The sequence below is a fragment of the Caulobacter sp. UNC358MFTsu5.1 genome, assembly GCF_000712075.1.
Taxonomy (GTDB): Bacteria; Pseudomonadota; Alphaproteobacteria; order Caulobacterales; family Caulobacteraceae; genus Caulobacter.
This window is the reverse complement of the sequence record NZ_JONW01000006.1, coordinates 40,816-60,325: the sequence shown is the minus strand read 5'-3', so window position 1 is coordinate 60,325 and position 19,510 is coordinate 40,816. Positions and strand designations below refer to the sequence as shown.

The following is a 19,510-nucleotide window of genomic DNA, read 5'->3' as shown; positions in this document are numbered from 1 at the left end:
GGTGGGGGCGGAGGGAACCGAAGTCACGCGCACCGCCCCGCGACCCATGGTCACGCCGACGGCTTGGAGTCGTCGACTTCTTCGAATTCAGCGTCGACGACGCCGTCATCGGCGGCGGCTTCGTCGCCGCCTTCAGCGCCGCCCTGCTGGGCGTTGTACATCGCCTCGCCGAGCTTCATCGACGCCTGGATCAGGGCCTGGGTCTTGGCCTGGATGGCCTCGACGTCCTCGCCTTCCAAAGCGCTCTTCAGATCGGTGAGCCCGGTCTCGATCGCGGTCTTCTCGGCCGCGCCGACCTTGTCGCCGTGCTCGGCCAGGGCCTTCTCGGTCGAGTGCACGATAGCCTCGCCCTGGTTTTTGGCCTCGACCAGCGCCTTCTTCTTCTCGTCCGAAGCCTTGTTGGCCTCGGCTTCCTTGACCATGCGCTCGATGTCCGCGTCCGAGAGGCCGCCGTTGGCCTGGATGCGGATCGAGTGCTCCTTGTTGGTCGCCTTGTCCTTGGCGTGGACGTTGACGATGCCGTTGGCGTCGATGTCGAAGGTGACCTCGATCTGCGGCACGCCGCGCGGCGCCGGCGGGATGCCCTGCAGGTCGAACTGACCCAGGAACTTGTTGTCGACGGCCATCGGGCGCTCGCCCTGGAAGGCGCGGATCGTCACGGCCGACTGGTTGTCGTCGGCGGTCGAGAAGGTCTGCGAGCGCTTGGTCGGGATGGTGGTGTTGCGCTCGATCAGCGGGGTGAACACGCCGCCCAGGGTTTCGATGCCCAGGGTGAGCGGGGTCACGTCCAACAGCAGCACGTCCTTGACGTCGCCTTGCAGCACGCCGGCCTGGACGGCGGCGCCCAGGGCCACGACTTCATCGGGGTTCACGCCCTTGTGGGGTTCGCGGCCGAAGAAGTCCTGCACGGCTTGCTGCACCTTGGGCATGCGGCTCATGCCGCCGACCAGGATGACTTCGTCGATGTCGCTCTTCTTCAGGCCGGCGTCCTTGAGGGCCTGTTCGCACGGACCGATGGTGCGGGCGATCAGGTCTTCGACCAGGGCTTCCAGCTTGGAGCGCGACAGCTTGATGTTCAGGTGCAGCGGACCCGACGCGTTCATCGAGATGAAGGGCAGGTTCACTTCGTACTGAGCGGTCGACGACAGCTCCTTCTTGGCCTTTTCGGCCTCTTCGCGCAGGCGCTGGAGGGCCAGCTTGTCCTTGCGCAGGTCGACGCCCTGTTCCTTCTTGAACTCGTCGGCCAGGTAGTCGACGACGCGCAGGTCGAAGTCCTCGCCGCCCAGGAAGGTGTCGCCGTTGGTCGACTTCACTTCGAAGACGCCGTCGCCGATCTCCAGGATCGAGACGTCGAAGGTGCCGCCGCCCAGGTCGTAGACGGCGATCTTCTTGCCGTCGTTCTTTTCGAGGCCGTAGGCCAGGGCCGCCGCGGTCGGCTCGTTGATGATGCGCAGGACCTCAAGGCCGGCGATCTTGCCGGCGTCCTTGGTGGCCTGACGCTGGGCGTCGTTGAAATAGGCCGGAACCGTGATGACCGCCTTGGTCACCGGCTCGCCCAGGTGGGTCTCGGCGGCTTCCTTCATCTTCTGCAGGATGAAGGCCGACACTTCCTGCGGGCTGTAGTCCTTGCCGTGGGCCTTGACCCAGGCGTCGCCGGTCGGGCCCTTGACGATTTCGTAGGGCACCATGCCCTTGTCTTTTTCCACCACCGGGTCGCTGGCGTTGCGGCCGATCAGGCGCTTGATCGCGAACAGCGTGTTGGTGGGGTTGGTGACGGCCTGGCGCTTGGCGGGTTGGCCGACAAGGCGCTCGCCGTCTTCGAGGAAGGCGACGACCGACGGGGTGGTGCGAGCGCCTTCGGCGTTCTCGATCACCTTCGGGGTCTTACCGTCCATGATGGCCACGCACGAGTTCGTGGTGCCAAGGTCGATACCGATAATCTTGCTCATGTTGAGACCTGCAGCTCCTGATTGGCGGACGGCGGTGACAAGGGCCTTAAGGCAAGCGCCCCGGTTTTTCTCGAGCCGTCCCCGTCTGGTCGCGTTCTAACGGTTGATCCAAATCCTCACCCTCCAGACGGCGTCTACACAACGACGTACGAAGGGAAAGCGTTCGTTCAATCGAAGTTGACGAGCCCGTCAACCCCGCTTCGAAAGCCGATATGGGGGATAGGCGCCAGCCTGCAAGCCCAATCCCGCAGCGAATGAAGGGGAATCTTGACCTGCGACGAAATGGGCCGCGCTCGAAAAAGCGCGGCCCTTCCGTCAGATAGACGCCAAGAGCGGCCCGAAAGCCTCACCTCGCGTTCGCTGAATCCACTCAGGGACCATGTTCGCCCCCGAGGTTTCCAAGGGTTTTCAGCCCTTCTTGGCGACCCAGGCGGTGATCGCCGGCAGGGCGGCCTTGCGGGACTTGATGCGGTCGGTGATCGAGGCCACCGACTTTTCCGCCTCGCCGCGCGAGCCGGCCGGCAGGTTGGCCTCGGCATAGGCGCGGACCTTGCCGATCATCGCCGGATCGGCCGAACCGCGCGCCAGGCCTGGGATGAACTTGGTGGCCGAGGCCGCGTCGACCTTGCCGTTCACCGCGTCCTTGTGGGCGACGGCGTAGTCGAAGGCCAGGTCGGGGTGCAGCTGCGCCGCCTTGGAGACCATGTTGGCCGCCAGGGTCTCGCTGGGCTCGCCGCTCAGGGCCAGGTCCAGGGCCTTGGCCGCCAGGGCCTCGTCCTGGACCGAGGCCAGCTGGGTGTAGAGCTGGTCGCGGATCAGCGGGGTCTTCTCGGCCTTGGCCTGTTCGCGCAGGGCGTTCCAGGCGGCCGCGTCGGCGTTGCGGCCGATCGAGGACAGGATCACCTTGCGCAGCGGACCGGGCACGGCGGTCGGGTCGGTCTTGTCGGCGGCGTAGCGGCGCTTGGCCTCGGCGATCACCGCTGGGTCGCCCAGGATGCTGAGGGCGTTGATCAGGGTGGTGCGCAGGGTGGCCACCGGAGCGGCCTCGCCCGGCTGGGCCGTCCAGCCCACCTTCTGGAACACCGGCGCCAGGCGCGCGATGGCCAGCTTGCGGAAGGCGGCCCGGTCAGCCGGCGCGCTCTCGTACATGCCGTCGACATTGGTCAGGACGCCGGCGACCTTGCCCCACACCTGCGGATCGGCGTCGGCCGGGGTGGCCATGACCAGGTCCAGGGCGTCGGTGACGGCCTGCTGGCCGTTCAGGCCCAGGGCCCAGGCGTCGGAGATCACGCCCAGCTGGTCGATGGCCGGCAGCTTGGCGAAGTTGGCCGAGACGCCGGCGAAGGCCTTGGGCGTGTAGAGGGTGCGGAAGTAGCCGGACTGGCCGGCGTTGACGACCACCGGGCCGCAGCCGTCGACGGTCAGCGAGCCCTTGCCGCCGACCACCAGGGTCTTGGCCACGCTGCTGGAGCCGGCGACCTGGGCCGAGACCGGCACGCGCCAGGCCAGGGGGGTCTTGGTCGGCTTGTCGCGGCTGAATTCGCCCTGGGTCAGGGTGACCGGGGTCTTGCCCGCGGCGCAGGCGCCGGCGTCGACCGTGATCAGCGGGATGCCCGGCTGCAGGGTGAAGTCGTGGGCGATGGCCGTGATCGGCTTGCCGGCGGCCTTCTCGACCTCGATCCACAGGTCGTCGGTCTGGGTGTTGCCGTGGGCGTGGGCCTTGATGTAGGCGCGCACGCCGGACCGCCAGGCCTCGGGGCCGACATAGCCCTCCAGCATGCGGATGACGGCCTCGCCCTTCTCGTAGGTGATGGCGTCGAAGGCCTGGCTGGCCTGGTCGACGGTCTCGACGTGCTGGACGACCGGGTGGGTGGTGGCCAGCGAGTCCAGGCCCATGGCGTATTCACGATTGGCGACCGAGCCCAGCTGGCTGTTCCACTCGGGGTGGAAGTGCTCGGTGGCCCGGCTTTCCATCCACGAGGCGAAGCCCTCGTTCAGCCACAGGTCGTCCCACCACTGCATGGTGACCAGGTCGCCGAACCACTGGTGGGCCATTTCGTGGGCCACGGTGGTGTAGATGTTCTGGCGGTCGCCCTGGGTGGAGATCGCCGGATCGTCCAGCAGGGCGTATTCGAAGTAGAAGATCGCGCCCCAGTTCTCCATGGCGCTGAAGAACTGGCTCTGGCCGGGGGCGGCGATGTGGTCCAGCTTCGGCAGCGGATAGGGCGCGCCGAAATAGTCGTTGTACCACTGCAGGATCGGGCCCGAGGACTTCAGGGCGAAGTCGGCCTTGGCCAGGTCGCCCTTCTTGGTGATCACGCCCATCTCGACGTCGCCGACCTTGGCGGTGGCGCGGTCGAAGTCGCCCAGTCCGAAGAACAGCAGGTAGGTCGACATCTTGGGCGAGGTGGCGAAGGTCACCTTGGACTTGCCGCCGGGGAGCTCCTCGGTCTTGGCGATGGGCATGTTGCCGATGGCCATCTGGCCGGTCGGGACCGTCACCTGGACGTCGTAGGTGGCCTTGAAGAACGGCTCGTCCCACGAGGGGATGAAGCGGCGGGCGTCGCTGTTCTCGAACTGGGTGTAGAGCGCGCGCTTCTTGCCCTGGTCGGTGTCGTAGTCCAGGGCGAACAGGCCGGCGGCCTGCTTGTAGATCTTGCCGCTGTAGTCGATGGCCAGGACGTGGGCGCCGGCGCTGACGGGCTTGTCGAAGGTGAAGGTGGCGGTCTGGGCCTCGGCGTCGACGCTGACCTTGGCCGCGCCGACCCCGGCCATCTCGACCTTGACGAACTCCAGGTCGGCGGCCTGCAGGGTGATGGTGGTGGTCGGCTTGACCACCTCGACGGCGATCTTCACCGAGGCGGTGAAGGTCAGCTTGTCGGCGTCGGGCGTGAAGGCCAGATCATAGTGCGTCGGGACCACGCCGCGCGGCAGCTGGGTCGTGACGTTGGCGGCGGTGACGGCCGACTTCGCCGGGGCTTGGGGGGGAGCGGCGGCGGCCAGGGCCGAACCGGCGGCAAAAACGAGCACGGCGCCAGCCGCGGAGGAGAGAAGTCGACGCATGAACGGCCTTGGATTGCAAAAATTGTTCGGCAGGATGCCCCCGGGCGCAAACCAACACTGTCCCACGGCGTCTGGCGCATTAAATCTCCGTAATGATTAAGCCGATCAGCGTTCTACCGGGTTTCGACCTCTGGCCCGGATTGCTGGACCCCAAGGCCCAGAACGATCTGACGCGCCTGGCCCTGGCGGCCTGCGACGTCGCGCCGCCGGCCCACTACGAGACCGCCTACGGCAAGGCCATGAGCGTGGCCATGTCCAGCTTCGGCCCGCTGGGCTGGACCAGCGACAAGACCGGCTACCGCTACGCCGACCGCCATCCGGGCACCGGACGGCCCTGGCCGGCCATGCCCCGGGCGCTGCTCGATCTGTGGGCGGAGCTGGGCGATCCCGGGACGCCGCCGGACTCGGCCCTGATCAACCTCTATCGCGGCGACGCCCGCATGGGCCTGCACCAGGACCGCGACGAGGCCGACCCGCGCTTCCCGGTGCTGTCGATCTCGCTGGGCGACACGGCGGTGTTCCGGATCGGCGGGACCAGCCGCAAGGACCCGACCAAGTCGCTGAGGCTGTCGTCGGGCGACGTCTGCCGCCTGTCGGGACCGGCGCGGCTGGCCTTCCACGGGGTGGACCGGATCCTGCCGGGCTCGTCGAGCCTCGTGCCGGGGGGAGGGCGGGTGAACATCACGCTGAGACGGGCGACGGCGGCTCGCTGACTTGCCCCCACCTGGCGGCTTCGCCGCCTGTCCGCCCCCGCAGGGGGCGGAGCCTCGCGCTCTTCCCCCTGCGGGGGAAGACGACCGCGAAGCGGTCCGTAGGGGGCAAGTGCTCACCGCACAAACAAAAGGGCCGCCCCGAAGGATGGCCCCTTGTCATGTCAGCGTTCGAAAACCCTCACCCCCGCAGCTTGCGGGTGATCGTCTCCAGGTCCTGGCTCAGGGCCGGGTCCTCGGCGCGCAGGGCCTCGATGCGGCGCACGGCGTGCAGGACGGTGGTGTGGTCGCGGCCGCCGAAGCGCCGGCCGATGTCGGGCAGCGAGCGGGTGGTCAGCTGCTTGGCCAGCCACATGGCCGCCTGGCGCGGACGGGCGATGGCGCGGTTGCGGCGCTCGCTGAGCAGGTCGGCCTGCTTCATGCCGTAGTGCTCGGCCGTGGCCTTCTGGATGTCGTCGATGGTGATCCGCTTCTCGCCGGCCCGCAGGTGCGGACGCAGGATCGCCTGGACCTCGTCCAGGGTCAGGCGCGAGACGCCTTCGCCGGCCCGGGCCGACAGGGTGTTCAGCGCGCCTTCCAGTTCGCGGACGCTGTCGGTGAAGCGGTCGGCCAGGAAGTTCATCACCTCGGTGCGCAGGGTCGGGTCGAAGCCGTGCTGGCGCGACAGCGCCTGCAGCTTGCGCTCCAGGATGCCGATGCGCAGGGCGCGGTCGGCCGGCTCCAGGCCGCAGACCAGGCCGGCCTGCAGGTGCGAGCGCAGGCGGGCGTCCATCTCGGTCATCGCCGCCGGGGCGCGGTCCGAGGAGAACACCACCCGGCGGCCGTCCTCGACCAGGGCGGTCAGGGTGTGGAACAGCTCTTCCTGGCTGGACTGCTTGCCGGCGATGAAGTGCACGTCGTCGATGATCAGCAGGTCGGCGCCGCGCAGCTCTTCCTTGAAGGCCGCGGTCTGGCGATCCATCACCGCGCGGACGAAGGTCGACAGGAAGCGTTCGGCGGTCAGGTAGACCACGCGCTTGGTCGGGGCCTGGCGCATGGCCTCCCAGGCCAGGGCGTTCAGCAGGTGGGTCTTGCCGAAGCCGTAGGGGCCGTGGAACAGCACCGGATTGAAGTGGCCGTCGGCCCAGCTGGCGACGCGGCGCGCAACGGCGTGGGCGAACTCGTTGGCCGGACCCGGCACAAAGGTGTCGAAGGTGAAGCGTTCCTGCAGGCCCTGGACGGGCGAAGCCTTGGCGCCGGCGGCGGGCGTCAGGGCGGGCACGTCGCTGGACACCGGCAGCACGATCTCGATCGGCTCGGCCTTGGCTTCATAGGACGCGGGCGCGCTCACGGCGCCGCCGGCGGCCTCGAACTCCAGGCGCGACTTCAGGTCCAGGCGACGGGCGGTCGGGTCGTTGGCGGCCCACAGCTCGCTGACGCGACGCCACGCGCTGCGGCGAATCCAGTCGCGCGCGATCCCGGTCGGAGTCACCACCACGACGTCGCCGGCCTGGCCTTCACGCAGGGCGGCGGGCGCGATCCACGAACCGAAGGCGGCGTCACCCAGTTCGCGTTTCAGCACGACGCACACCTTGTTCCAGACGACGCCCGCGGGCTCGCCGGCGACAGTGGAGAACGCAGCCGAAAACTCTTGGGTCACTACCCCGCCTTTGGTCGTCATCGGTCACCGCCTCGATATGTCGTGTCATCCCCGATCGCCGCCCCCCATGGCGCACGACCGCGTCTCAAGCCTTCATTGTCCGGCAGACACAGGGGGTTAATCGGCGAACGCAAGGGTTCCGCCGCCGCCAGTGATCTCCATGGACTGGAAGAGCGTTGAGACGTTCAAATTAGCCAGCGGCCCGGGCCGGTCAAACGGAAAACTTGAGTCCGTCGGCGGATATTTCTGTTGACTCGACAGACGTCCTCGCGGGCCAAGGGAATGCAATTTCAGAGCCCGATGTTCACCCAACGGAATGTCTCGTGGACAATCTGAGCTTTAGAAAAACGCAATAGAAAAAGCCGGCCGAGTTTCCTCGACCGGCTTCTCTAAGTCTTTGATTTCGCTAGCCGAACAGCGTTCGGCGAGAATCTGGATTAGGCAGCGGCCTGATCAAGCTTCTTCAAGCGGGCCGCCAGGCGCGAAACCTTGCGCGAGCCGGTGTTGGGGTGGACGACGCCCTTGGAGACGGCGCGCATCAGTTCCGATTGCGCTTCGATGAACGCGGCCTTGGCGACTTCCTTGTCGCCGGCGGCCAGGGCGTCTTCGAACTTGCGCAGGAAGGTGCGCACGCGCGAGCGGCGAGCGGTGTTCACTTCGGTGCGACGGGCGATCTTGCGGATCGCTTTCTTGGCGCCGGGATTATTGGCCATTAGTTCGGACCTTCAAACGGACAGCCGCGCGGGCGGCCGCGAAGCAGGAGAAATCAAGAGCGCGCGGATATACGGGAACGACCGCCCGGGGTCAATCCACAGACGGGCCATAATCTCGCGCGCCCCTCAAACGGCCGTTCACGACCCCTTGAACGCCGGTTTGCGCTTCTCGACGAAGGCCGCCATGCCTTCCTTCTGGTCTTCGAAGGCGAACAGCGAGTGGAACAGGCGCCGCTCCAGCTGGACGCCCGTGCTCAGGGTCGTCTCGTAGGCGGCGTTGACCAGCTCCTTGTTCATGGCCGTGGCCAGGGGCGACTGGGCGGCGATCTTGGCGGCCACCGCCAGGGCCTCGTCGACCAGGGTGTCGGCCGGGAAGATCCGCGAGACCAGGCCCGCGCGCTCGGCTTCCTCGGCGCCCATCATCCGGCCGGTCAGGATCATGTCCATGGCCTTGGACTTGCCGACCAGGCGGGTCAGGCGCTGGGTGCCGCCGATGCCGGGCGCGACGCCGAGGTTGATCTCGGGCTGGCCGAACTTGGCCGTGTCGGCGGCCAGGATGAAGTCGCACATCATGGCCAGCTCGCAGCCCCCGCCCAGGGCGTAGCCCGCCACCGCGGCGATGATCGGCTTGCGGGTCCCCTCGATGGCGCGGGCGCCGGCGGCGAAGAAGTCGTCCTTGAACATCTGGGCGTAGGACTTGTCGGACATCTCCTTGATGTCGGCGCCGGCCGCGAAGGCCTTGGCCGAGCCGGTGACGACGACGCAGCCCACGGCCTCGTCGGCCTGGGCCGCGGCCAGGGCGGCCGCCAGCTCGGCCAGCAGGGCGGTGTTCAGGGCGTTCAGGGCCTCGGGCCGGTTCAGGCGGATCAGGGTCACGCCGGGCGCGCTCTGCGGCGCTTCCACGATCAGGGTCTGGTACTCGGCCATCGACGGTCTCCTGTTGAGCGCCGCCTTTATAGAGGCGCGCGCGGCGTTGGGGAGCCCTCTTGCCCGGGCGCGGCCGGAGAGATGGCGGAAGCCGGGGACGCGCACTCACGGCGAGACGCGGGCCGGGTCCGCCCGGAGCGTGGGGTGAGTGCGTGTCCCCCAAGTCGTCCACCGAGCTTGGGATTGGTCCCGCGACGTCGTGCGCGAAGGAGGGGACACGCACTCACCCTGCGCTCGGCGGATCACCCCAAGGCTCGGGCGTGAGTTCGCGTCCCCGGCGGGGATCGATACGCCTCTATCCCCGCGCCGCACGCTCGCAACCCCAACGTCCGCAACGCCTCGCGGAAAAAGCAGCGTCACATCCGCCGCCGCGCTGAAACCTCCCGTAGACTCACAAGCACCTCGTCGCGGGGAAAGGGCGCATGGCCAGCGACCGATGCGGCGGCGGGGGGTGATCGAGCGGGACTGGGCTGGAGGGGGTTACTCCAGCGTGTCCGGGGAGCCTGGCGTTGCAGGCCCCGCCCGCCGTCGGCGTGGCTGGGGATCGGCGCGTGCGTCTTCATGATCCGCGTCCCCCAGCGCCGGGCCCCGTCGGAAACGACGGACCCGGTGTCCGGCTAAGCCTCAACAGGGCTGCCTACCGGACGCTGGCGGATAACGAACGCGCGGAGCGGTCGGCTTCGTTGAAACGGTTACAACTCAAAGACCTCCGGACGATGTCCGGCGCTCCGCGTCCCTTTCCACCAGCTCACAGCCATTTGGCGTGAGGCTGAGAGGCCGTGCGTGAAGACCCCCTCAGTCGCTTCGCGACAGCTCCCCCGGAGGGGGAGGTGGCCCGAAGGACCGGAGGGGGTCCGCGCACCGAAACGTTAGAAAAGGGCCCTCAAACCTGGCACACCGGACAGAAGAACGTCGACCGTCCCGCCTGGACCTCGCGGGCGATCGTCCCCTTGCAGCCGGGCGTCGGGCAGGGCTGGCCCTCGCGGTCGTAGACCCGGAAGCGGTGCTGGAAATAGCCCAGGGCCCCGTCGGCGGCCGCGAAGTCCTTCAGGGACGAGCCGCCGACCTCGACCGCCTCGGCCAGCACGTCCTTGATCGCCGTGGTCAGGGGACCCAGCCGCTTGCCGGCGATCATCCCGGCCGGCTTGAACGGCGAGATGTGGGCCCGGTGCAGGGCCTCGCACACATAGATATTGCCCAGGCCCGCGACGGTCTTCTGGTCCAGCAGCAGGGTCTTGGGCCCCTGCTTGCGGCCGTTGAAGGCGGCGACCAGGGTTTTGGCGTCGAACGCCTCGCCCAGCGGTTCGGGGCCCATGGTCGCGAACCAGGGGTGGCGGTCCAGCCGGTCGGTGGCGACCAGGTCCATGAAGCCGAAGCGGCGCGGGTCGTAATAGGTGACGGTCGCGCCGGCCTCGGTCTCGAAGACGACGTGGGCATGCTTGTCGTCGGGCGTGACCTGGCGGGCGAAGTCCCCGGGGCGGGTCGTCCCCTCCGGCGCGGCGATCTCGAACCGCCCGGTCATGCCCAGGTGCATCACCAGGGTGTCGCCCCGGTCGAGCGGGGCCAGCAGGTACTTGGCGCGGCGATCCAGCCGCAGGATCTTCGCCCCGGTCAGGCGCTGGACGAAGCCTTCGGGCAGGGGGAAGCGCAGGTCGGGGCGGTTGGCGCGCACGCGGGCCAGGCGCGCGCCGCCCAGCACGGGCTCGAGGCCCCGGCGCACGGTCTCGACTTCGGGCAGTTCGGGCAAGGGGACCTCGGCTGGGAAGGCTTCAAAGGCGGTGGGGGGCGCCAGATATCGGCCATCGCGCGCCCGGTTCCTAGGCCCGGCCCAAGCAAAACCGGTGACGGGCAGGCGCTGACGGTTATAAGAGCCGGACGACACAAGCCGGACGATATCGAGCGAACGCATGACCAGGGCCTCCGCCACCTTCGGATTCAAGGACGTCGACGCCTCGGCCAAGGCCGGGCTGGTGCGCGGGGTGTTCGACCGGGTCGCCAAGAACTACGACCTGATGAACGACGTGATGAGCGGCGGCGTGCACCGGCTCTGGAAGGACGCGGTCGCCGCGCGCCTGAACCCGCAGCCGGGCGAGATCATCATCGACTGCGCCGGCGGCACCGGCGACATGGCCCGCCGCTTCGCCAAGATGGCGCGCCAGGCCCAGGAGCGCCGGGGCGGCCCGGACGCCCTGATCAACATCATCGACTACAACGCCGAGATGATCGGCGCCGGCATCGAGAAGGGCGGCGCGCCCGAGATCACCTGGACCGTCGGCGACGCCCAGCGCCTGCCGCTGCCCGACGCCTATGCCGACGCCTATGTGATCTCGTTCGGCATCCGCAACGTCACCGACATCGACGCGGCCCTGCGCGAGGCGCGGCGGGTGCTGAAGCCCGGCGGCCGGTTCATCTGCCTGGAGTTCTCCAAGCCGACGACCGAGGCCCTGGCGAAGATCTACGACACCTATTCCTTCAAGCTGATCCCGCAGTTCGGCGAGTGGCTGGCCAAGGACCGCGACGCCTACCAGTACCTGGTCGAGAGCATCCGCCGCTTCCCCGACCAGAAGACCTTCGCGGGGATGATGGAGAACGCCGGCTTCAAGCGGGTGACGGTCACCAACTTCACCGGCGGCGTCGCGGCCATGCACCAGGGCTGGGCGCTCTAGGGCGGTCGGGATCGACACGGGACCCATGCGCATCGCCATCGCCTCGGACCACGCCGCGATCGCGCTCAAGGCCGATCTGGCCGCGTGGCTGGCGGGCGAAGGCCACGAGGTGGCCGACCTGGGTCCCCAGGACGACGCGCCGGCCGACTATCCCGATTTCGGTTACCGGCTGGCCGAGCAGGTCGCCAGCGGCCGCTCCGAACGGGGCGTCGCCTTGTGCGGCTCGGGCGTGGGCGTCTCCATCGCGGTCAATCGCCATCCGGCCTGCCGCTGCGCCCTGGTCAGCGAGCCGGTGTCCGCGGCGCTCAGCCGCCAGCACAACGACGCCAACGTCCTCGCCCTGGGCGCCCGCCTGGTCGAGCTCGAGACGGCCAAGGCCTGCATCGCGGCCTTCCTCGCGACCGCGTTCGCCGGCGGCCGCCACGGGCCGCGCGTCGAGAAGCTGGGCGCGCCGCCGTTTTCCCTCGACCCGCGCTGATCGGGCGGCGGCGAACGGACGCTCGTCGAGAACCGTCGGCGGACCTTCGCGTTCAGACCCGCATGCCCCGGTTCATCACCATCGGCTATGGCGACAGGTCCGGTTACGACCGGACGCCGAAGGCCGTGCGGGACGCGGCCCACGCGGCCGACGCCGAACGGGTGCGCGAAGGCGACGTCATGGGCATGGCCGGCGCGCCCGTGCAGGTGCGCAACCCCGACGCCGCCGGGGTGGAGGTGACGCCGGGTCCGTTCCTGTCCGCCGCCCTGCCCATCGCCGGCTTCGCCCTGATCGAGGCGCCGGACCTGGATGCCGCCATCGCGATCGCGGCCCGCAGCCCCTGCGCGGTGGCGCAGGGCGTCGTCGAGGTCTGGCCGCTCGACCCGGCGCCGGACGCCAAGGGCTAGGCGCTCGGGGCGGGGTGGATCGCCGATCCCATCCCGGGCAGTCTTCCGGCATGACATCCCTGTCCTTCCGGCATCTCAATTCCGACTGGAACGCCGATCCCAATGCGCCGAGCCTGCAGGCCACGGTCGCCGGCGACGCCCTGGAGCTCCGCTTCCTCCTGAACGCCCAGGCCCACGAGGCGGAAGACGGGGAAACGGCGACGCTCCGGTTCGAGGGCTGCTGTCGCTGGCGCTGGGACGCGACGAACGATCACGCGTGGTTCGCCGGCCAAGGTCGTTTCAGCGGCCAGGCCCCCAGCTGGGGCGAATTCTACGAGATCACGCCGGTCGAGCCGCGCGCCGATGCCCTGGACTGGGAAATCATCGCTCCCGACACGTCGGAGGCGCGACACTTCCTCTTCTATTTTCGCGACGAAACCATCGAATGCCTCGCCGCGGGTTGGTCGCTCCAGCGATCCGCGCCGGGCTCCGCCAAAGCCGAAAGCGGTCTCCAGCGCCGCTTTTCGTGGCTCGCGCCGGGCCGGTGGCGAAAGCGGCCTTGACCGGAGCGCGCGGAGCGGGCTTTCAGGCCGGGACATGAAATCCATCCCGCCTTCGCCCCGCCGCCTGTCGATCGAGACCTCCGCCGCATGAGCCGGGTCGCCGCGTCCCTGCGCCTGATCGCCGCCGGCTGGGCCCTGATCCGGGCCGACGCCCTGGTCCCGCGCGAGCTGGAGCCCATCCTGCCGCCGTCGGCGCGCCTGGCCGGGCGGGCCTTGCGGCTGTTCGCGGGCGGCGCGGCGCGCAAGGGCCGGCCGGGCGAGCGGCTGGCGCGTGTGCTGGAGCGCCAGGGTCCGGCCGCGATCAAGATGGGCCAGTTCCTGTCGACCCGGGCCGACATCTTCGGGACCGCCTTCGCCGAGGACCTGTCGCACCTGAAGGATCGCCTGCCAGCCTTCCCGCTGGACGTGGCCAAGGCCGAGATCGCCCGGGGCCTGGGCCGGCCGGTCGACACCCTGTTCGCCGACGTCGAGCCCTCGATCGCCGCCGCCTCCCTGGCCCAGGCCCACGCGGCGACCCTGGCGGACGGGACGAAGGTGGCCGTGAAGGTCCTGCGGCCGGGCGTCGAACGCCAGGTCGCCCAGGACACCGCCGCCCTGCGCCTGGCCGCCGCCCTGGCCCAGCGGCTGGTCCCGGCCAGCCGTCGCCTGCGGCCCCGCGAGTTCGTCGAGGTGGTGATCCGGGCCCTGGACCTGGAGCTGGACCTGCGCTTCGAGGCCGCCGGCTGCGCCGAGCTGGGCGAGGCCATGAAGGCCGATCCCTACATGCGCGCCCCGGACGTCGTCTGGGACGGCGTCGGCAAGCGGTTCCTGACCCTGACCTGGGCCGCGGGCCTGCCGCTGTCGGACGCCGCCGCCCTGGAACAGCCGGGCCTGGACCGCAAGGCCCTGGCCGAGGCCGTCACCCGGGGCTTCCTGGCCCAGGCCCTGGACCACGGCCTGTTCCACGCCGACCTGCACGAGGGCAACCTGTTCGTCAGCGCGCCCGCCTCCATCGTCGCGGTCGACTACGGCATCCTGGGGCGTCTGGGTTCCGCCGAGCGCAAGTACCTGGCCGAAATCCTGTACGGCTTCCTCAACCGCGACTATCCGCGCGTGGCCGCCATCCATTTCGACGCCGGCTACGTGCCCGCCCACCAGGACCGCGACGCCTTCGCCCAGGCCCTGCGGGCGGTGGGAGAGCCGGTGTTCGGCCGCGACGCCAGCGACGTGTCGATGGGCAGACTGCTGGCCCAGCTGTTCGAGATCACCGCCCTGTTCGACATGGCCCTGCGCCCCGAGCTGGTGCTGCTGCAGAAGACCATGGTCACGGTCGAGGGCGTGGCCCGCCGCATCGACCCGACCCACGACCTGTGGGCCGCCGCCGACCCGGTGGTGCGCCGCTGGATCGCCCGCGAACTGTCGCCCGCCGCCAAGGTCCGCGAGTTCGCCGACGAGGCCGCCCGGGCGATCAGGGCCCTGGCCCGCCTGGCCGAGACGCCGCCCGCCCCGGCGGTCGCCGTGGTCGAACCCCGTCCGGCCCGACCGCTGCTGTGGTTCCTGGCCGGGGCCGCGGTGGCGGGCCTGGCGTTCGCGGCAGGCGTCTGGCTGGGCTAGGGGCGAGGCCCGAACCCCCTCACGCCAGGCCGTCGCTAGAGCGCCTCTTATACTCCCCCCGCGGCTTAGCGGACGCCAGAGGCGCACCCTCTTGCCCCCACCTGACGGCTTCGCCGTCTGTCCGCCCCCGTAGGGGGCGGAGCCTTCGGGTTTGACGGTCACGCACGCCTAGCCGACGCCATAGCCCCTCCCCCGCTTCGCGCGGGCCCCTCCCTCTCGGAGAGGGCGTCAACGCCAAGCGCCCAGGGGCGGCCCCGCACCGCCCCTGGGTCCCGATCGCCGCCGGGCCGACCGGGTGGCGGGGAAGACGCGCCAGGCGCCGCCCTCCCCTTGCGCCTCCCCCAAGGCGCGCCTGAGCGATGGCGATGACTTAGCTGTCGCTGGGGCCGGACGTCCGGTCGCGCGCGGCGGCGGTCCGTCGGGTCTGGTTGGACTTCTGCGTGGCCCAGTAGGCTGCGCCGTCGTCGGGCTTGAACATGGTGCGCGGCGCCCCGGCCTTGGTGACCACCGCGAAGACATTGCCCTTCGGGTCGTAGATCAGGGTGTCGCCGTTCGCCCGTTGCAGGGTCTCCGCCCCCGCCGGCGGATGGCCGACGAAGGCGTGGGTCTTGCGGACATAGTCGTCGACATCGGCGGCGGCGAAGTCGGCGCCGTAGCGCTCGAAGCCGCGCTGGGCGTTCTCCTCCGCCGTCCGCGTGCGGTTGGCGGCCCACATCGGCTTGCCCGCCACCTTGCGGACCGGGGCGTCGCGCGGGTCCGGCCGGGTGGACCCGCTTTCATAGGCTCCGCTATTGAAGGACGGCGCGTCGCGGTCGGACGCGGGTTCGGCCGCCGAGGCGACACCGCCCCCCTTGGGCGCCTTCACCGCCGAAGCGCCGCCGTCGCAGGCCGCGAGCGCCAGGGCGAGGCCCGCGGCCGCCAGGGCGGAAAACCAGGACGCGCACCGTACCGTCATGATCGATCTCCGAGCTTTTCCTCTACTTTGACGATTAAGAACGAAGACGGAACGGATGTCGAGTCCTTGTTAAGGTTTTTGCGCGAGGGGGCTTACGCTGAGCGCCGCGTCGCTCTATGCGCCTGAGGGCGAGACGCCCGGAGGCCGATGACATGACCGAGAAGCGCGTTCTTCTGATCGTCGGCGGCGGCGTCGCCGCCTACAAGGCGCTGGAGCTGACGCGCCTGCTGCGCAAGGCCGGCGTCGGCGTGCGGCCGATCCTGACCAAGGCGGGCGCCGAGTTCGTCACCGCCCTCTCCCTGTCGGCCCTGGCCGAGGACAAGGTCTACAGCGACCTGTTCTCGCTGACCGACGAGGCCGAGATGGGCCATATCGAACTGTCGCGCTCGGCCGACCTGGTGGTGGTGGCCCCCGCGACGGCCGACCTGATCGCCAAGTGCGCCAACGGCCTGGCCGGCGACCTGGCGTCCACCACCCTGCTGGCCACCGACAAGCCGGTGCTGATGGCCCCCGCCATGAACGTGCGGATGTGGCTGCACCCCGCCACCCAGCGCAACATCGAGACCCTGAAGACGGACGGCGTGCTGTTCGTCGGGCCCGACGAGGGCGCCATGGCCTGCGGCGAGTTCGGTCCGGGCCGCCTGGCCGAGCCCCCGGTGATCTTCGAAGCGATCATGGCCGCCCTCGAAGGGCCAGCCGCGAAGCCGCTGGCCGGCAAGCACGCCCTGGTCACCGCCGGCCCCACCTTCGAGCCGATCGACCCGGTGCGCGGCATCACCAACCGCTCCAGCGGCCGGCAGGGCTACGCCATCGCCGGCGCCCTGGCCAAGCTGGGCGCGCGGGTCACCCTGGTCAGCGGACCGGTGTCCCTGCCCACGCCCCTGGGCGTCGACCGCGTGGACGTCGAGACCGCGCGCGACATGCTGGCCGCCTGCCAGGCCGCCCTGCCCGCCGATGTCGGCGTCTTCGTGGCCGCCGTCGCCGACTGGCGCATCGACGAGGTCTTCGGGACCAAGCTGAAGAAGGACAAGGGCGGGCCGCCGGCCCTGACCTTCGTCGAGAACCCCGACATCCTGGCCACCCTGGCCGCCTCGGGCCCCAACCGGCCCAGGCTGGTGATCGGCTTCGCGGCCGAGACCAACGACGTCGAGGCCCACGCCCGCGCCAAGCTGGCGCGCAAGGGCTGCGACTGGATCATCGCCAACGACGTCACCGAGCCCGGCGTGATGGGCGGCGACGAGAACGCCGTCCTGCTGATCTCCAAGGACAAGACCGAACGCTGGACGCGGGCCGCCAAGGACTCCGTGGCCCACGACCTCGCCCAACGCATAGCCCAATACCTCTAGAAACGAGCCTTTCATGACCGCACCGCACATCCCCGTCGTCCAGCTGGCCCACGCGCAGGGCCTGCCCCTGCCCGCTTACGAGACCAACGGCGCGGCCGGCATGGACCTGCGGGCGGCCGTGGACGAGGACGCGCCCCTGGTGCTGAAGCCGGGCTCGCGCTTCATGGTGCCCACGGGCCTGGCCTTCGCCGTGCCGCTGGGCTTCGAGGCCCAGGTGCGGCCGCGCTCGGGCCTGGCCGCCAAGAACGGCGTCACCTGCCTGAACACCCCCGGCACCATCGACAGCGACTATCGCGGGGAGGTGAAGGTGATCCTGATCAATCTGGGCGAGGAGGACTTCACCATCCGCCGCGGCGACCGCATCGCCCAGCTGGTGATCGCCCCCGTGGTCCAGGCCTCGTGGGGCCTGACGACCAGCCTGGACGAGACGGCGCGCGGCGCGGGCGGCTTCGGCTCGACCGGCGGACGCTAGGCCGGACAGGGCGAGGGCGGGGAAAGCGATGGCCGGACCGGAGGAGATCGAAGTCACCGCCGAGCTGGTCTACGAGGACCCCGAACGGGCCCTGGCCTGGCTGGAGGCCGCCTTCGGGTTCCAGACCCGGATGGTCGTGCGGGACGACGCCCAGCGGGTGATGTTCGCCGAGATCGGCTTCGGCGAAACCGTCGTCGCCGTCGGGCCGGAGCGGCCATGGCTGCGCAGCCCCAGGACGGTCGGCGCCGCCACCCAGGGCGTGCGGTTCAGGATCCTGCAGGACATCGACGCCCACTGCTCCCGGGCGCGAGCGGCGGGCGCGACGATCCTGCGGGAGCCCGAGACGTTCTTCTTCGGCGACCGCAGCTACGACGCGGCCGATCACGAGGGTCATGCCTGGTCGTTCAACCAGCGGATCGCCGAGGCGGCCGGGCCGCCGCCGCCCGGCTGGACCACGCGCTTCCCCAAGTCCGCCGGCTGAGGTCGGTCGAGAGGCGCGTTCAGCCCGCGTGCAGGGCGGGCGACATCATCAGGTAGCCGCCGAAGCCGGCCGCGAAGGCGGCGGCCGCCAGCCACAGGACGGGGCGGAACATCGACAAGGGGCCGCGATCGTGCGTCGGGGCGTTCATGGGCGCTTCCTCGATGACGGGCGGAGCGAACGGCTCCGTCCCTGGAAATACGCGCGCGCGGCTCCCCCGGTTGCGCCGGCGCCCGAAGATTAAGAGGTGATTCGCCCTCCGCGAGAAAGGGCGGTGAAGACACGCTCCGGCAACGCCGATAGCGACCGCGGCGCCACAGGCTGACGCGGCTTCGAACTTTCGCGCCGGGTCCGGTTGATTTTTGGACGGGTGCGTCCATTTATCCCTTGCCCGGGACGAAGCGCCGATATATCGCCCCGGCCAATCAAGTTGTTTTCAGGATCATCACGTCCATGGCCGTCGCGTCGAAGAAGAAGCTTGTTCCCCTGATCGTGGGCGGTGTCGCCCTGACCGCCCTGGTCGTGGGCGGCGGACTGTGGTTCGTCGACAAGCAGCGCTACGAGAGCACCGACAACGCCTTCGTCCAGGCCGACACCGTGCAGGTCAGCCCGCAGGTTTCCGGCTACGTGGCGGAGGTCCTGGTGGCCGATAACCAGCGGGTCGAGGCCGGCCAGGTGGTCGCGCGCATCGATCCGGCCCCGCTGCAGGCCAAGCTGGACCAGGCCATCGCCAACGCCCAGGCCCTGGAAGCCGCCATCAAGGGCGTCGACGACAAGGCCGCCCTGGAGCAGGCGATGATCGCACAGCGCGCCGCCGGCGTCGCCAGCGCCCAGGCCGACCAGGGCCGCGCCAAGGCCGACCTGATCCGCTACGACGCCCTGGCCAAGCAGGGCTGGGTCTCGACCCAGAAGGTCCAGACCACCCAGGCCAGCGCCGCCCAGTCGGCCGCCGCCGTCCAGAGCGCCCAGGCCGCCCTCGAAGCCGAACGCCGCGCGGCGGAGTCGCTGGGCTCGGCCCGCGCCCAGACCGTGGCCCAGGCCGCCGCGGCCCGCGCCGCCGTCGAACAGGCCCGCATCGACCTGGACCGCACCGTGATCCGCGCGCCCGCCGCCGGCGTGGTCGGCGCCCGCAGCGTCCGTCCCGGCCAGCTGGTGCAGCCCGGCGTGGCCCTGATGTCGATCGTCCCGGTCGGCCAGGGCTATGTCGTCGCCAACTTCAAGGAGACCCAGGTGGCCCGCCTGCGCGTCGGCCAGCCGGTCGAGATCAAGGCCGACGCCTTCGGCAAGACGGTGATCCACGGCAAGCTGGACAGCTTCGCCCCGGCCACCGGCCAGGAGTTCGCCCTGATCCCCGTCGAGAACGCCGTGGGCAACTTCACCAAGATCACCCAGCGCCTGCCGGTGAAGATCATCGTCGAGAAGTCGGAGCTGGGCTCGGCCCTGCGCCCCGGCCTGTCGGTCGACGTCAAGGTCGACGTGCGCGACCGCTCGGGTCCGACCTTCGCCCAGGCCGGCCTGCCGGACGCGGGCCAGTACGCCCAGAAGGACCAGACGGGAGGCCAGGCGCGCTAA

Annotated in this window: 18 protein-coding genes; 10 read left to right on the top strand and 8 right to left on the bottom strand. The window is 70.0% G+C overall.

What is annotated here, in order from left to right; all coding sequences use genetic code 11:
- Positions 1 to 50: 50 nt before the first annotated feature.
- Together dnaK and BR39_RS0108990 are read right to left on the bottom strand one after the other, a co-directional pair.
- Positions 51 to 1,949 (bottom strand): molecular chaperone DnaK, encoded by a 1,899-nt coding sequence (dnaK, locus tag BR39_RS0108995; RefSeq protein WP_029910214.1) that lies wholly within the window; start codon positions 1,947 to 1,949, stop codon positions 51 to 53.
- Positions 1,950 to 2,357: 408 nt separating this feature from the next.
- Positions 2,358 to 4,979 (bottom strand): M1 family metallopeptidase, encoded by a 2,622-nt coding sequence (locus tag BR39_RS0108990; RefSeq protein WP_231499425.1) that lies wholly within the window; start codon positions 4,977 to 4,979, stop codon positions 2,358 to 2,360.
- A gap of 125 nt (positions 4,980 to 5,104) precedes the next feature.
- On the opposite strand from BR39_RS0108990, the gene BR39_RS0108985 reads away from it, so the two are divergent.
- Complete coding sequence (locus BR39_RS0108985; protein WP_029910208.1) at positions 5,105 to 5,725, top strand: alpha-ketoglutarate-dependent dioxygenase AlkB; 621 nt, start codon at positions 5,105 to 5,107, stop codon at positions 5,723 to 5,725.
- A 178-nt stretch (positions 5,726 to 5,903) separates the two neighbouring features.
- On the opposite strand, the gene dnaA is transcribed toward BR39_RS0108985, so the two are convergent.
- The 4 genes from dnaA to mutM all read right to left on the bottom strand — a co-directional run bounded on the left by dnaA (position 5,904) and on the right by mutM (position 10,748).
- Positions 5,904 to 7,382 (bottom strand): chromosomal replication initiator protein DnaA, encoded by a 1,479-nt coding sequence (dnaA, locus tag BR39_RS0108980; protein ID WP_029910205.1) that lies wholly within the window; start codon positions 7,380 to 7,382, stop codon positions 5,904 to 5,906.
- A gap of 416 nt (positions 7,383 to 7,798) precedes the next feature.
- Complete coding sequence (rpsT, locus tag BR39_RS0108975) at positions 7,799 to 8,074, bottom strand: 30S ribosomal protein S20 (protein WP_029910201.1); 276 nt, start codon at positions 8,072 to 8,074, stop codon at positions 7,799 to 7,801.
- A gap of 138 nt (positions 8,075 to 8,212) precedes the next feature.
- Positions 8,213 to 9,001 (bottom strand): enoyl-CoA hydratase, encoded by a 789-nt coding sequence (locus BR39_RS0108970; RefSeq protein ID WP_029910198.1) that lies wholly within the window; start codon positions 8,999 to 9,001, stop codon positions 8,213 to 8,215.
- Positions 9,002 to 9,884: 883 nt separating this feature from the next.
- Positions 9,885 to 10,748 (bottom strand): bifunctional DNA-formamidopyrimidine glycosylase/DNA-(apurinic or apyrimidinic site) lyase, encoded by an 864-nt coding sequence (gene mutM, locus BR39_RS0108965; RefSeq protein WP_029910195.1) that lies wholly within the window; start codon positions 10,746 to 10,748, stop codon positions 9,885 to 9,887.
- Between the two features lie 160 nt (positions 10,749 to 10,908).
- On the opposite strand from mutM, the gene BR39_RS0108960 reads away from it, so the two are divergent.
- The 5 genes from BR39_RS0108960 to ubiB all read left to right on the top strand — a co-directional run bounded on the left by BR39_RS0108960 (position 10,909) and on the right by ubiB (position 14,687).
- Complete coding sequence (locus tag BR39_RS0108960; protein WP_029910193.1) at positions 10,909 to 11,667, top strand: class I SAM-dependent methyltransferase; 759 nt, start codon at positions 10,909 to 10,911, stop codon at positions 11,665 to 11,667.
- A 25-nt stretch (positions 11,668 to 11,692) separates the two neighbouring features.
- The gene (locus tag BR39_RS0108955) at positions 11,693 to 12,145 is read left to right on the top strand and encodes an RpiB/LacA/LacB family sugar-phosphate isomerase (protein ID WP_029910191.1); all 453 of its coding nucleotides are present in this window, start codon (positions 11,693 to 11,695) and stop codon (positions 12,143 to 12,145) included.
- 62 nt (positions 12,146 to 12,207) lie between these two features.
- Positions 12,208 to 12,552, top strand: coding sequence for a YciI family protein (locus BR39_RS0108950; protein WP_029910189.1), 345 nt, complete (start codon positions 12,208 to 12,210; stop codon positions 12,550 to 12,552).
- A 50-nt stretch (positions 12,553 to 12,602) separates the two neighbouring features.
- Positions 12,603 to 13,094, top strand: coding sequence for a hypothetical protein (locus BR39_RS0108945; RefSeq protein WP_051695345.1), 492 nt, complete (start codon positions 12,603 to 12,605; stop codon positions 13,092 to 13,094).
- Positions 13,095 to 13,181: 87 nt separating this feature from the next.
- Positions 13,182 to 14,687 (top strand): 2-polyprenylphenol 6-hydroxylase, encoded by a 1,506-nt coding sequence (ubiB, locus tag BR39_RS0108940; RefSeq protein WP_029910184.1) that lies wholly within the window; start codon positions 13,182 to 13,184, stop codon positions 14,685 to 14,687.
- A 370-nt stretch (positions 14,688 to 15,057) separates the two neighbouring features.
- On the opposite strand, the gene BR39_RS0108935 is transcribed toward ubiB, so the two are convergent.
- Positions 15,058 to 15,642, bottom strand: coding sequence for a hypothetical protein (locus tag BR39_RS0108935; RefSeq protein ID WP_029910181.1), 585 nt, complete (start codon positions 15,640 to 15,642; stop codon positions 15,058 to 15,060).
- 152 nt (positions 15,643 to 15,794) lie between these two features.
- Between BR39_RS0108935 and coaBC the strand changes: the two genes are divergently transcribed.
- The 3 genes from coaBC to BR39_RS0108920 are packed head-to-tail and all read left to right on the top strand — an operon-like array spanning position 15,795 to position 17,941.
- Positions 15,795 to 16,988 (top strand): bifunctional phosphopantothenoylcysteine decarboxylase/phosphopantothenate--cysteine ligase CoaBC, encoded by a 1,194-nt coding sequence (gene coaBC / locus BR39_RS0108930; protein WP_029910177.1) that lies wholly within the window; start codon positions 15,795 to 15,797, stop codon positions 16,986 to 16,988.
- A 13-nt stretch (positions 16,989 to 17,001) separates the two neighbouring features.
- The gene (dut, locus tag BR39_RS0108925) at positions 17,002 to 17,460 is read left to right on the top strand and encodes a dUTP diphosphatase (protein WP_029910175.1); all 459 of its coding nucleotides are present in this window, start codon (positions 17,002 to 17,004) and stop codon (positions 17,458 to 17,460) included.
- Positions 17,461 to 17,488: 28 nt separating this feature from the next.
- Entirely contained in the window at positions 17,489 to 17,941 is a 453-nt protein-coding gene (locus BR39_RS0108920) for a VOC family protein (RefSeq protein WP_051695343.1), read from the top strand.
- A gap of 19 nt (positions 17,942 to 17,960) precedes the next feature.
- Here BR39_RS0108920 and BR39_RS26955 read toward each other — a convergent pair whose 3' ends face one another.
- The gene (locus tag BR39_RS26955; protein ID WP_231499424.1) at positions 17,961 to 18,089 is read right to left on the bottom strand and encodes a hypothetical protein; all 129 of its coding nucleotides are present in this window, start codon (positions 18,087 to 18,089) and stop codon (positions 17,961 to 17,963) included.
- Positions 18,090 to 18,391: 302 nt separating this feature from the next.
- Here BR39_RS26955 and BR39_RS0108910 point away from each other — a divergent pair, with 302 nt between their 5' ends.
- Positions 18,392 to 19,510 (top strand): HlyD family secretion protein, encoded by a 1,119-nt coding sequence (locus tag BR39_RS0108910; RefSeq protein ID WP_029910170.1) that lies wholly within the window; start codon positions 18,392 to 18,394, stop codon positions 19,508 to 19,510.

Coding starts and splice junctions, on each gene's coding strand:
- BR39_RS0108945 (WP_051695345.1), top strand. CDS start 12,603: ATGACATCCCTGTCCTTCCGGCATCTCAATTCCGACTGGAACGCCGAT.
- BR39_RS0108910 (WP_029910170.1), top strand. CDS start 18,392: ATGGCCGTCGCGTCGAAGAAGAAGCTTGTTCCCCTGATCGTGGGCGGT.
- BR39_RS26955 (WP_231499424.1), bottom strand. CDS start 18,089: ATGAACGCCCCGACGCACGATCGCGGCCCCTTGTCGATGTTCCGCCCC.
- dnaA (WP_029910205.1), bottom strand. CDS start 7,382: ATGACGACCAAAGGCGGGGTAGTGACCCAAGAGTTTTCGGCTGCGTTC.
- BR39_RS0108960 (WP_029910193.1), top strand. CDS start 10,909: ATGACCAGGGCCTCCGCCACCTTCGGATTCAAGGACGTCGACGCCTCG.
- coaBC (WP_029910177.1), top strand. CDS start 15,795: ATGACCGAGAAGCGCGTTCTTCTGATCGTCGGCGGCGGCGTCGCCGCC.
- dnaK (WP_029910214.1), bottom strand. CDS start 1,949: ATGAGCAAGATTATCGGTATCGACCTTGGCACCACGAACTCGTGCGTG.
- ubiB (WP_029910184.1), top strand. CDS start 13,182: ATGAGCCGGGTCGCCGCGTCCCTGCGCCTGATCGCCGCCGGCTGGGCC.
- BR39_RS0108970 (WP_029910198.1), bottom strand. CDS start 9,001: ATGGCCGAGTACCAGACCCTGATCGTGGAAGCGCCGCAGAGCGCGCCC.
- BR39_RS0108985 (WP_029910208.1), top strand. CDS start 5,105: ATGATTAAGCCGATCAGCGTTCTACCGGGTTTCGACCTCTGGCCCGGA.
- BR39_RS0108950 (WP_029910189.1), top strand. CDS start 12,208: ATGCCCCGGTTCATCACCATCGGCTATGGCGACAGGTCCGGTTACGAC.
- BR39_RS0108920 (WP_051695343.1), top strand. CDS start 17,489: ATGGCCGGACCGGAGGAGATCGAAGTCACCGCCGAGCTGGTCTACGAG.
- BR39_RS0108935 (WP_029910181.1), bottom strand. CDS start 15,642: ATGACGGTACGGTGCGCGTCCTGGTTTTCCGCCCTGGCGGCCGCGGGC.
- BR39_RS0108955 (WP_029910191.1), top strand. CDS start 11,693: ATGCGCATCGCCATCGCCTCGGACCACGCCGCGATCGCGCTCAAGGCC.
- dut (WP_029910175.1), top strand. CDS start 17,002: ATGACCGCACCGCACATCCCCGTCGTCCAGCTGGCCCACGCGCAGGGC.
- rpsT (WP_029910201.1), bottom strand. CDS start 8,074: ATGGCCAATAATCCCGGCGCCAAGAAAGCGATCCGCAAGATCGCCCGT.